This window comes from Telluria sp. ZB4P37 (genome assembly GCF_059685855.1).
The window spans coordinates 261,844-273,752 of the sequence record NZ_JCASID010000004.1 but is presented as its reverse complement, the minus strand read 5'-3'; the positions used below and the strand labels follow the sequence as shown (position 1 = coordinate 273,752).

General features: G+C 67.1%; 7 protein-coding genes and 3 tRNA genes. 7 read left to right on the top strand and 3 right to left on the bottom strand.

Annotated features, from left to right (window positions below; genetic code table 11):
- Nucleotides 1–47 precede the first annotated feature (47 nt).
- The 4 genes from AC56K1_RS10575 to AC56K1_RS10560 all read left to right on the top strand — a co-directional run bounded on the left by AC56K1_RS10575 (nucleotide 48) and on the right by AC56K1_RS10560 (nucleotide 1,802).
- A tRNA-Arg gene (locus AC56K1_RS10575) sits at nucleotides 48–124 on the top strand.
- Between the two features lie 273 nt (nucleotides 125–397).
- Nucleotides 398–474, top strand: a tRNA-Arg gene (locus AC56K1_RS10570).
- Nucleotides 475–694: 220 nt separating this feature from the next.
- A tRNA-Arg gene (locus AC56K1_RS10565) sits at nucleotides 695–771 on the top strand.
- A 485-nt stretch (nucleotides 772–1,256) separates the two neighbouring features.
- Nucleotides 1,257–1,802 (top strand): FxDxF family PEP-CTERM protein, encoded by a 546-nt coding sequence (locus AC56K1_RS10560; RefSeq protein WP_497157793.1) that lies wholly within the window; start codon nucleotides 1,257–1,259, stop codon nucleotides 1,800–1,802.
- 208 nt (nucleotides 1,803–2,010) lie between these two features.
- Here the strand turns inward: AC56K1_RS10560 and AC56K1_RS10555 are convergent, their stop codons facing one another.
- From AC56K1_RS10555 to AC56K1_RS10545, 3 genes are read right to left on the bottom strand one after another with little or no spacing between them, the layout of a single operon-like run.
- Complete coding sequence (locus AC56K1_RS10555; RefSeq protein WP_497157792.1) at nucleotides 2,011–3,897, bottom strand: sensor histidine kinase, YfiR-like protein-associated; 1,887 nt, start codon at nucleotides 3,895–3,897, stop codon at nucleotides 2,011–2,013.
- Between the two features lie 5 nt (nucleotides 3,898–3,902).
- The gene (locus tag AC56K1_RS10550) at nucleotides 3,903–4,469 is read right to left on the bottom strand and encodes a TOL_0243 family YfiR-like periplasmic protein (protein WP_497157791.1); all 567 of its coding nucleotides are present in this window, start codon (nucleotides 4,467–4,469) and stop codon (nucleotides 3,903–3,905) included.
- Between the two features lie 51 nt (nucleotides 4,470–4,520).
- Nucleotides 4,521–6,467: a TOL_0244 family TonB-dependent receptor gene (locus AC56K1_RS10545; RefSeq protein WP_497157790.1), complete on the bottom strand. Its 1,947-nt coding sequence runs from the start codon at nucleotides 6,465–6,467 to the stop codon at nucleotides 4,521–4,523.
- 359 nt (nucleotides 6,468–6,826) lie between these two features.
- Here AC56K1_RS10545 and AC56K1_RS10540 point away from each other — a divergent pair, with 359 nt between their 5' ends.
- The 3 genes from AC56K1_RS10540 (at nucleotide 6,827) to AC56K1_RS10530 (ending at nucleotide 11,901) form a co-directional block, all read left to right on the top strand.
- Complete coding sequence (locus AC56K1_RS10540) at nucleotides 6,827–7,666, top strand: response regulator (protein ID WP_497157789.1); 840 nt, start codon at nucleotides 6,827–6,829, stop codon at nucleotides 7,664–7,666.
- A gap of 114 nt (nucleotides 7,667–7,780) precedes the next feature.
- Nucleotides 7,781–8,839 carry a uroporphyrinogen decarboxylase/cobalamine-independent methonine synthase family protein gene (locus AC56K1_RS10535; protein WP_497157788.1) on the top strand — a complete coding sequence of 353 codons (1,059 nt, stop codon included), beginning with the start codon at nucleotides 7,781–7,783 and terminating at the stop codon, nucleotides 8,837–8,839.
- Entirely contained in the window at nucleotides 8,836–11,901 is a 3,066-nt protein-coding gene (locus AC56K1_RS10530; protein ID WP_497157787.1) for a hybrid sensor histidine kinase/response regulator, read from the top strand. The genes AC56K1_RS10535 and AC56K1_RS10530 overlap by 4 nt, the downstream gene beginning before the upstream one ends.
- Nucleotides 11,902–11,909 lie beyond the last annotated feature (8 nt).

The following is an 11,909-nucleotide window of genomic DNA, read 5'->3' as shown; positions in this document are numbered from 1 at the left end:
ATGAGGCTTCCGGAAACAAAATCGGGCTGCTATAATGCGTGCATCGGGCGGCTGTAGCTCAGCTGGATAGAGTACTTGGCTACGAACCAAGGGGTCGTGGGTTCGATTCCTGCCAGCCGCACCAAAAGATATGAAGGACCAGGTCGAAAGATCTGGTCCTTTTTTCGTTCTGGCTGCGCTTCGTGCGATATGCCACGGGTAAAAGCGGGACGCCGCGGAATGCAGATCCATGTTCGCGAACGGGCCGGCGGACACTGTTTGAACGCGTGGGCAAGGAACTTCCCGCGTTACAAATGCTTTTAAATTGGCCGGTATCTGGACGCCGCGCGGGTCTTCCAGGGGCTGCCGCGCTGAGGGTTTGCCAACAGCCGAACCCCTGCTATAATGCGTGCATCGGGCGGCTGTAGCTCAGCTGGATAGAGTACTTGGCTACGAACCAAGGGGTCGTGGGTTCGATTCCTGCCAGCCGCACCAGAAGACATGAGGGACCAGATTGAAAGATCTGGTCCCTTTTTTCTTTATGGCGCCAGTCAAGCCGGTGAATGAAACCGGCCGGCCCCTCCCCCGGCTGTCGGGTCCTGTGGATTGCCCTGCCCGGCTGCCGCATGCGACGAAACGTTCGTGGCGGGTGATGGAACGGCATCCGCGCAGGGGTTTGCCAATTCCCCGGGTGCTGCTATAATGCGTGCCTCGGGCGGCTGTAGCTCAGCTGGATAGAGTACTTGGCTACGAACCAAGGGGTCGTGGGTTCGATTCCTGCCAGCCGCACCAACTTTTTCAAAATGGTCCAGAAGCGATTCTGGGCCATTTTTCTTTTCCGCATCCTATTTCGATGCCGGTACTTTCCAGCTTCCACTTTCTTCCGTCCTACAAGGGACTGCCCTCGCCTGCCGCCGGGGTAACTCAGCAAAAGCCTTGATTTCACAGGATTTTTTGCTCTGTGTTACTTAATCCTGTCTTAAAACACAGTTACTCAGCACAGGATACGCTCCCGTCTTTTTGTAGGACCATACTGACACATTTTACGCAATTGAACTGAATTTTTCTTCGCGGCAAGCTCGTCATAACGGGTTCCCCTATGGAGAAGCCGCATTTGGCAGATCCAGCCGGAAATTCGTTGATTTTCAGAATGTGGCGTCCACGCCTAGGTCCAATCATGAATCCGCGTGCATTTCCATGTTGTTTTGATAGCATGAAGTTCCCCGATTCTTGAAACCCAAGCTGCAGGACGCGGCTGATTCTATGCGAGGAAAGAAATGAAAAAATCATTGATTGCTGCAATTGTGTTGGCTTCCGCTTCGTTCGGTTCGTCGGCCGTCATGGCCCAGGACGTCGTCGGCAACTCTCCACAAGCACTGGACCTGATTGATGACAGCGCCTTCTTCGGCGACACGTTCGAAGCGGGTAACGATGGGAATACCTTCGCTGACCGTTTCACCTTCACCGTCGACGGTGGCGTGGGCATGAATCTGGATGCGATCATCTCGTCGATCAGCCGTACTGCCGACACCGGTCTGGACATCACCGGCCTGGCGCTGTATGGCGCAGGTGACACCCTGATCACTACCGGCACCTCGCTGCAAAGCGGCGAAATGGACGTGTGGTCGATCTCGAGCGACAACCTGGCTGCCGGTAACTATTACCTGCAGGTCAGCGGCAACCTGGTCTCGGATGCCGGCGCCTCGTTTGGCGGCGCTGTCATGCTGGCCCCGGTTCCGGAACCAGAAACCTACGGCATGATGCTGGGCGGGCTTGGCGTCCTGGGCTTCCTGGCACGCCGCCGGAAGGCTAAACAGGCTTGAACGAAGCCTGGTGTGAGCATCGACGGAAGCGTGCAATGCGCTTCCGTTTTTTTTTGCCTGTCGGCTACGCGATGCTTGCGTTCCGGGGCGAGGCAGATCGGGCCTGGGGGCCGGCGCCAGTGCGTTCAACCCGCGCCGTCCAGAGTCACCATCGCGCGCAGCGAAGACTGTCTGGACGCGCGGGCAGCAGTCGTCGCCGCCCTGCCCCTCAGGTCCGCAGCTTCTTGATCACCGCACGGTTGCTCAGGATTTCCTCGATCTGCTCGAAGCGCACCGGCTTGACCATGTGGTGGTCGAACCCGGCTTCGAAGGCGAGCTGGCGGTCCTTTTCCTGGCCCCAGCCGGTGACGGCGATCAGCACCGTCATCGCGCCGGACTGCAGCTTCCGGATGCCGCGCGCCAGGTCGTAGCCCGACATGTGCGGCAGGCCGATGTCGAGGAAAGCATAGTCCGGGCAGAAGCGCGCCGCCGCTGCCAGCGCGTCCGGGCCGTTATGCGTGATGACCACGCTGTGCCCCATGGCCGTGAGCAGTGCGCCGATGCTGTTGACGAAGTCCACGTTGTCGTCGGCCAGCAGGATGCGGTAGGTCTCGGTGCTGATGAAGGCGGCAGGCGTCGGCTTGGTCAGCGGCTCGGGCTCGACCACGATCGGCAGCCGCACCACGAACTGGCTGCCGTGGCCGAGGCCTTCGCTGCGCGCCTCGATGGTGCCGCCGTGCAGCTCGACGAGTTTGCGCGCCAGCGACAGGCCCACGCCCAGGCCGGCATTGCTGCGCTCGAGCGTGGAATCGACCTGCACGAACATATCGAATACCGAGTCGAGCATGTCCGGCGCCAGGCCGATGCCGCTGTCGGCCACTTCCAGCACCAGGGTCTTGTCTTCCACAGTGGCGCGCAAAGCCACGCGCCCGCCGCGATTCGTGTACTTGGCGGCGTTGTTGAGCAGGTTCGACAGGATCTGCGCCAGGCGCGTGGCATCGCCGTGCAGGAATACCGGACGGTCCGGCAGGTCGATTTCCAGCTCGTGGCCATGCAGCTCGATATACGAGCGCACCACTTCCAGGGCGTCGTTGACCACGGCCTTGAGCTCGACCCGGCCCATCTTGATCGTGAACTTGCCGGTATTGATGCGCGAGACGTCCAGCAGGTCGTCTACCAGGCGCACCATCTGGCGCAGCTGGCGTTCCATGATGTCGGTGGCGCGCTGCGTCGCCTGGGCGTCGCCGCTGCGGATGCGCAGGATATCGACGCCGGTGCGGATCGGCGCCAGCGGGTTGCGCAGCTCGTGCGCCAGCGTCGCCAGGAATTCGTCCTTGCGGCGGTCGGCCAGGATCAGGGCCTGCTCGGCGCGCTCGCGCACCGTCATTTCGCGTTCCAGGGTGCGGTTGGCCGCCTGCAGCGCGTCCGAGCGGCGCCCGATCTCGGCCAGCATGTCGTTGAAGGCCTCGACCAGCACCCCGATCTCGCCCTTCTCGTTGCCCGGCACCCGCAAGGTGAAGTCGCGCCGCAGCATCACCTGGCGCGCCACGTTGGTGACGGCTTCGAGTGGGCGCGTGATCGAGGCCTGCAGGCGCGAAGCCACCAGGGCGGCGATCACCAGCGCCCCCAGCATCACGCCGCCCAGGATGGCGCCATAGCTGATCACGCGGTCGAGCAGCCCGTAGCGCGAGCGCAGGTAAACGGTGCCGAGCGGCTCGCCGTTCTCGACGATCGGGCGGAACACCACCAGTTCGCCGCGCTCGATGCGAAAGCCCGCCGCCTCCGGCCGCGCCGGGATGGACGGCGCAACGCCCGCCGTGGCATAGGTGGCGAAGCGCTGGCCGCTGTTGGTGTAGATGGCGCCGGCCACGATCTGCGGGCGCACCCGCAGCACGCTCAGGTTGCGCGTGGCCGCGGCCGAATCGTTGAACGAGACCGCCGGCGCGGTGACGTCGGCGATGATGTCGGCCTGGGTGGTGAGGTCGTCGACCCAGACCTTCTGGAAGGTGCGTACGTCGACCGCCAGCATGGCGATGGCGGCCGAGAGCAGCGCAACGATGGTCGTGGCCACCGCCATCAGAATCAGTTTGCTGCGGACTGAATTGGTATCGTGCATGCCCATCACGATCCTCCCTTCTGCACCCGGTTCGCCACGGTCAGGAGGCGCGAACTGAGCTTGACGTTTTTCTTTTCGGCGGCGTCGAGCGAGACGTCGAAGCGCACCCGCTCGTCGACGATACGGAAGTTGATCACGCTGCCATAACGCAGCCCGAGTTCGCATTCGGTCACCGTCAGCAGTGCCCCCGGGGCGCTGCGCAGCACGCGGCCGGCGCGTTCGCTGTCGAGGCCCGACACGAACAGCAGGTGCGCCGCCGGCGGCGCCTCATGCTCCGCTACCCGTCGCACGGTGATCGGGCGGCCGGCAATCACGCGGCCGGCCGCGATGCGGGTCAGCTCGGCCGCCATGTCGTCCGAGCCGAGCACGGCGATCGTGAGCGGCGCCGCGGCGTCGGCAAAGGCGCTGGACGGAAAGTCCGCATAGCCGAGGAATTTATACAGGAAAGCGGCCTTGACCCGGCGTTCCAGCGCCTGCGCGCCCGACGCCTGGGCCAGTGCGCGCGGCGCGGTTCCCGCGGCCGCCAGCAGCAGCGGCAAGGCGAGCGCCCGGCAAGCCAGGCGGCGTCGCATTCGGTCGGGAGGTAAATTCGTCATCGTTGGCATCGGCACTTGGATCTGCACTCAGAAACGCAGCGTTGCGCTGGCGAACAGGTTGCGTTCGGCCAGTTGGCGCACATCCGCCGCCCCGAATTCGGGATGGCGCGCATGCAGTAAATTGCGGCCCACGAGGGCCAGTTCCAGGTCGGGCAGCGCCTGCCACGCGATCCGCGCATCCAGCTCATGATAGCCCGGCACCGCCGGTTGCGGCAGGCGCGCGACGCGCCGCAGCAGCAGGTCGGCGCGCCAGTGCGGCCCCAGGTCGTGCGAGGAGCGCAGGCTCCAGTAGCTGCGCGGGTCGTTGGTTGCCAGCCCGGTGCGCGCCGATGCATCGGTGCTGGCCGGCGCCACGCCCGTCGCCACGTCCTGCAGCACCACGCCTGCCGACAGGCGCCAGCCGCGCGCGGCTTGCCAGCTGCCCCAGGCTTCGAGGCCGCGCACCTGGCCGTAGCCGAGGTTGCCGAACATCGCCGGCGCCCCGCCGCCCTGCAGCTCGAGCGTGCGCAGGTGCGCATAGTCGCTATAGAACAGCGTGGCCGAATACGACAGCGCGGCGCCCGGCTGGGCGCGCCAGCCGAGCTCGAACACCCGCGCCGTTTCCGATTGCATGCCGGGCGAGCGGCCGACCAGGTAGCGCTCCCCGTTCGACGTCGGGTCGACCAGCTGCATATCGCGGTCGATCCGGGCAGGCGCGCGCACCGTGCGCGAAGCCGCGGCCCACAGCAAGGCGTCCGGTGCGGCGTCCCAGGCCAGGCGCAGGTTGGGAAGCAGCTCCACACCGGTATAGATATTGTGTTCCAGGCGCAGGCCGGCTGTCGCGCGCAAGCGCGGCGTGATGCTGGCCTCGTCCTGGACGAACAGGTTGCTCCAGCTGAGGTGGCGGTGGTTCGGGGCGAATTGCAGCGCCGGGCCGTTCGCGAAGCGGTCGCGCGCGTGACGGTAGCCGCCGCCCCAGGTCAGCGCATGGCGCTCGCCGATACGCTTGCCGTACTGCGCCTCGACATCGAAGATATCGAGTTCGCTGCGGCCGGCGCCGCGCTGCTCGCGCCGGGTCTGCTCGACATACATTTGCAGGCGCAGCTCGGCGTCGCCGGCCAGGCCCGCATTGAAGCGCGCAGCCAGGTTGGCGCCGGAAAAATTCGTGCGCGGCTCGTTCGAGGCCCGCAGCGCACCATCCACCATGTCGCCGCTGAGGCTCAAGCCCTGGCCGGCAGCTTCCCAGTCGAGGCGAAAGCCCGCCTGGCGCCGGCCGGCGCTGCCGCCGTTCATGCCGGGTGCCTCGCCCGGCGCGCCCTCGAGCTCGTCGCGCTTGCCGTAGACGCGCACGTGCGCGCCATTGGCCAGGCGCTTGCCGTAGCGGACCGTGGCGCCGGAATAGCGGTTGCCCGCATGCACCACGGCGAGAGCGCCCTGGGTATCGGCGGCGCTGCGCGTGATGATGTTGATGACGCCGTTGACGGCATTGGTGCCCCAGATCGTGCCGCCCGGGCCGCTGATCACTTCGATGCGCTCGATATCCATCATCGGCACGTCCTGGGCTTCCCAGAACACCCCGGAAAACAGCGGCGAATAGCTGGTCCTGCCGTCGATCAGCACCAGCAGCTTGTTGGCGAGCCGGGACGAGAAGCCGCGCGCGCTGATGGCATATTCCTGGCTGCTGCTGAGTGCCACCTGCAGGTTCGGCGCCAGCCGCAGGGCTTCGGGAATGGTGGTGGCGCCGGACCGTGCGATATCGGCGCCGCTGATGACGTAGAGCGAGGCCGGCGCGCTGCTCAGGCGCCCGGGCTGGTGCGACACCGAGGTGACGACGATCTCGGAGAGCTGCTCGAGCGAATAGTCGGCGAATGCAACATTGCTGCCGGCTTCCGGCTCCGCGCCCTGAACGTCCGTCCAGACGGCAGCCTGCCCCGCGCCGGCCGGCAGCAGGCACAGTGCCGACAGGACGCAGGCAACCGAAGGGAGTCGTAACATAGTTGCCATCGTAGAACATTTTCTCACATGCACCAAGGGCGCACGATTGGCCTGTGGTTTCCCCGCCATGCGCATGGCGCTGCGCTTGACAAACCGGCTGAGCGCCGTCTGGCCATCAATAAATTTGATAGCGGTTATCAGAAATAAAAATTGGACGAATTTGCGGCAATGCAGCATGATGCACCTGTCTCCTCTATTCTCCTCCAAGGAAATAGATTCAGCCCGCTTCGCAAGAAGCGGGCTTTTTTTTTGCACTGGCATCCGGTGCTCGCACGGATGGGCGCACGAGTAGAACCGGCAACGGCGTGGCATTTGGTGTAGCATTGCCGCCATGTTTTCGTTCCCACAACACTTCGCCCATGCCTGAATTCGATTCGTCGCCGCGTACCGCTCTCTCCTACGACTGGTCCGCCAGCGCACTTGGTGACCCCGCAGGCTGGCCTGCCCCGCTGCGCGCGTCTGCCGACCTGCTGCTCAATTCGCCCCTGCCGGGCCTGCTCGTGTGGGGACGCCAGACGATCCTGGTCTTCAACGAGGCGTATGCCGCGCTGGCCGGCCTGGGCTGCGGCCGGGTGCCGGGCGGCTCGGTGCCCTCGGTGCTGCCGCCGCCGCTCTCGAGCGCCGGAAGCGCCCTGCAGGCAGCCTGGGAAGGCCAGCCACGCGTGGTCCAGGGCGCCGCGCCCTCGTTCCGGCGTGCCGAAGGCCTGCTCGACCACCGCTGCGACCTGTGGCTCACGCCCCTGATGGATGCGAATGGCGGAGTGGCCGGCGTGCACGTCCTGCTGGCCCCGCCTTCCCCGGTGGCCGCGGCGCCCGGGCCTGACGCCGGCAGCGGCAGCCTGCGTATCCTGGTGGTCGAAGACAATATCGACTCCCAGTACCTGGTGTGCGAGATGCTCAAGGCCTTCGGCCACGAAGCCGACGGCGTGGCCCATCCGAACGATGCGCTCGACCTGCTCGGGCGCCAGCGCTACGACGTGCTGTTCTCGGACGTCAGCCTGCCCGGCATGTCGGGCGTCGACCTGGCGCGCAAGGCGGTCGGCGACGATCCTTCGCTCAAAGTGATCTTCGCCTCCGGCTACGGCGACTCGCTGCTGCGCCACCTCGAATTCCCCTACCTGTCGCTGCAGAAGCCCTACGAGCTGGACCAGCTCCAGGACGCCCTGGCGAAAGTGGCGCGCCTGCCCGCGCATGGCTGAAGGCGTGCGGTTCCCGTTCTGCCGCCATGCCGCGGCTGGGCTACAATGGGCGGAATTGGAACAGCCCTGTTCCATCCTTTGCCGCGCCCCAGGCGGCGCGGCGCCCGACCCGCGATGATGATTCCGACCGAACCTATCGGCAGCATGCCCCGCCCGCCCGAGCTGGTCGCCGCAGTGCGCGCCGGCATGGCGCCGCGCGAGCTCGCTGCACTGGTCGACGCGGCGGTACGCACTACCGTGGCCGCTTTCGAGGCCACCGGCGCACCGGTGATCACCGACGGCGAACAGGGCAAGTTCGAAAACTTCTGGAGCTATCCGGTGCACGGCGCCGCCAATACCGCGCCCGACGGCTTTCGCATCCCGATCGGGAACGGCGCTCGCCAGCGCATGCCGCGCCTGACCCGGGGCCCCTTCCGCTACAGGCGCTACGCCGACGAATTCGTGCGCGCCGCGCAGCTGCATGCCACGCTGCCGCTCAAGCAGGCCATCATCTCGCCCTCGGCGCTGTCGCTGCTTTACCCGGCCGACGGGGTCGAGGGCTACTCGCGGGAACAGTTCCTGGAAGACCTCGTGCGCGAACACGAAACAGAGATCCGGCGCTGTCTCGAGGCCGGCGCCCACAAGGTGCAGGTCGATTTCGCCGAAGGCCCGCTGGCGATGCGGCTCGACCCGAGCGGCGCCCTGCTGGCCAGCTTCGTACACCTGAATAACATGGCCCTCGACCGCTTCTCGAACGACCAGCGCGCACTGATCGGCCTGCACGTGTCGCCGGCCGGCGTGCACGGCGCCGGCGACGCCGCGGTCGATTATGCCGAGCTGCTGCCGGCCCTGTTCGAGATCCGCGCCGGCAGCTTCTATATCGCGATGGCCGGCCAGCCCGACCCGGAGCGCGTGCTGCGCATCGCGCGCGACTATGCGCGCCCGGACCAGCGCGTGTTCGTCGGCGTGACCGATCCGTCCAACCCGCTGGTCGAGACGGCCATGCAGGTGCGCGACCGCGTGCTGCTGGCGGCCACCTACCTGCCGCTGGCGCGCCTGGGCACCACCGACGACGCTGGCTTTGCGCCCTTCTACGACGACGCCGGCATCGATCGCGACACCGCCTTTGCCAAGGTGCGGGCGCGGGTCGAGGGCACGCTGCTGGCAGCCAGGATGCTGGAAGGAGCGGCGTGAGCGACGACCACGAACTCGAACGGATGCGCTCGGCCGCGCTGCGCAATGCGCAAAGCGTGCTGGCCGCGCGCCAGCGCGCCGAAGAAGAACTGATCGGCGCGCAGGAGGCCCTGCGGCGCGCCAGCGAGCGCATGGAAAACATGCTCGAGAGCCTGAGCGACGGCTTCTGCGCGGTCGACCGCGACTGGCGCATCACCTATATCAACGGGCGCGCCCTCGACATGATCGCCCCGCTCGACAAGAGCCGCGCCGGCCTGGTGGGCCGCAACCTGTGGGACGAGTTCGAAGACCTGCATGGCACCTCGGTGGCCCAGGACTGCCTGCGCGCGATGGAGCAGCGCGAGACCGTGGTGCGCGACTTCTACTATGCCCGCCTGCAGTGCTGGGTCGAGATGCGCCTGCACCCGTCGCCGGACGGGCTCACGCTCTACTTCCAGGACATCACCCAGCGCAAACTGGACCAGCAGGCCCTGGTCGAGAACCATACCCGCCTGCAGCTGGCGCTGGCAGCCGGCCGCCTGGGCGACTGGCGCTGGGATGCCGCGCCCGACCGGGTGCGGCTTGGCGTGCGCGCGGCCGGCATCCTCGGCCTGCCGGCCGACACGCCCCTGCGCTGGCCACAGCTGCGCGAGCGCCTGCATCCCGGGCACCGGCGCCAGGTGCGGCGCGCGGTGCTGGCCGCGTTCAAGGCGCGGGCCGACCTGAACATCGAATGCCGGGTCGATACCGGCACCCTCCCGGCGCGCTGGGTGGCCCTGGTCGGGCGCCCCGACTACGCCGGCCTCAAAGGGCAGCAAACCCTGGTCGGGATGACCGGCGTGGTGCAGGACATCACCGCCCGCAAGGGCGCCGAGGACACCTTGCGCCAGAGCGAGGAGCTGCTGCGCGCGCTCGCCAACTCGATCCCGCAACTGGCCTGGATGGCCGGCACCGACGGCGCCATCGTCTGGTTCAACGACCGCTGGTACGACTACACCGGCCGCACGCCCGAGCAAAGTGTGGGCTGGAACTGGCAGGATGCGCTTGAACCGAACGCACGGCCGGCGGTGTTGGCGCGCTGGCACGACACCATCCGCAGCGGTGAGCCGTTCGAGATGGAATTCCCGCTGCGCGGGTTTGACGGCCGCTACCGCTGGCACCTGACCCGCATCCGCGCCGTGCGCGATGCCGAGGGCCGGGTACTGCGCTGGTTCGGCACGAATACCGATGTCGATGGGGTGAAACGCACCGAGCAGGCGCTGCGCGACGAGTCGCACGTGCTCGAACTGCTCAACGACACCGGCAGCATCCTGGCCTCGACGCGCGACTTGCGTTCGCTGCTGCGGGCCGCCACCGAGGCCGCCACCGGCGTCAGCGGCGCGCATTTCGGCGCCTTCTACCACGTCGGGCAGGAAGGCGACGGCAGCGCGCAGGACGCTTCGGACGGCACCCTGTTCTCGCTCTATACGCTGGCCGGCACCACCTCGGCCGAGTTCCACTGCATCGGCGCGGCGCGTGCCGGCGCACTGTTCGGCCCGATCCTGCGCGCCCAGGGCCTGGTGCGGGTCGACGACATCGAACGCGACGAGCGCTATGCCGGCAGTGCCCCGCAATTCGGCCTGCCGGACGGTCATCCGCCAGTGCGCAGCTACATGGCGGTGCCGGTGGTGGCGCGCTCGGGCGAGCTGCTTGGCACCATGCTGTTCGGCGACCCGGAACCGGGCGTGTTCACCGAACGGAGCGAGCGCATCGTCACCGGCATCGCGCTGCAGGCCGCCATTGCGGTCGACAACACCCGCCTGTACGAAGCCACCAGCCGCGCCGCCGAAGAACGCAAGGTGCTGCTCGAGAACGAGCGCGAGGCACGCGCCGAGGCCGAGCGCAGCAGCCAGATGAAGGACGAATTCCTGGCCACGCTCTCGCACGAGCTGCGCACGCCGCTGTCGGCCATCCTTGGCTGGTCGCAGGTGCTGCGCCGCGGCAGCCGCGACGGCGCCGACCTGCAGCGCGGCCTGCAGACCATCGAACGCAATGCGCGGGCCCAGGCCCAGCTCATCGAAGACCTGCTCGACATGAGCCGCATCACCTCGGGCAAGGTGCTGCTCGAGATGCAGCCGATCAGCCCTGGCTCCTTCATCGATGCCGCCATCGAGACCGTGCGCCCGGCCGCCGAGGCCAAGCAGATCGTCCTCGAAAAACGCCATGGCGCACCAGAGGACGCGGGCTTGCTGGTGGCGGGCGACGCCGGCCGCCTGCAGCAGGTGGTCTGGAACCTGCTGTCGAACGCCATCAAGTTCACGCCGCGCGACGGCACCGTGGCGGTGGAAGTGGCGCAGCGCGAGCAGTCGGTGGCGATCACGGTGCGCGACAACGGCGCCGGCATCCGCCCGGAATTCATCACCCACGTGTTCGAGCGCTTCCGCCAGGAAGACGCCTCCATGACGCGCCGCCACGGCGGCCTGGGACTGGGCCTGTCGATCGTCAAGCATCTGGTCGAGCAGCACGGCGGCACGGTGCGCGCAGAGAGCCCCGGCGAAGGCCTGGGCGCGAGCTTCACGATCGAGCTACCGCTGGCCAAGGCGCCCGCCGTCAGCACCCGCCGCACAGGCGATGCCCCAGGCCCGGTGCCGGCCGCCGCGCCGCCGGAACCCGCGGCGCACGACCTGGCCGGCATCACGGTGCTGGTGGTGGACGACGACCGCGATTCGCGCGAACTCATTGCCCGCATCCTGACCGACTGCCACGCGCGGGTACGGGTCGCCGCCAGCGCGCGCGAAGCCTTCGAGGCGCTCAGGGAGAACCGGCCGGATATCCTGATCAGCGACGTCGGCATGCCCGAGGTCGATGGCTTCGAATTCATCGGCTGGGTGCGCGGCTTGCCGCGCGAAGCCGGCGGCCAGGTCCCGGCCATCGCCCTGACTGCTTTTGCCCGTACCGAAGACCGCCTCAAGGCCCTGGAAGCCGGATTTTCCACCCATATTTCCAAGCCGGTCGAGCCCAGCGAACTGATTGCGACCATCGTTTCCGTGACCTCGCAGGGCACGCAAATGGTGGCCACCGCCCCCCGCATGCATAGTCGTTGATGCTCCTA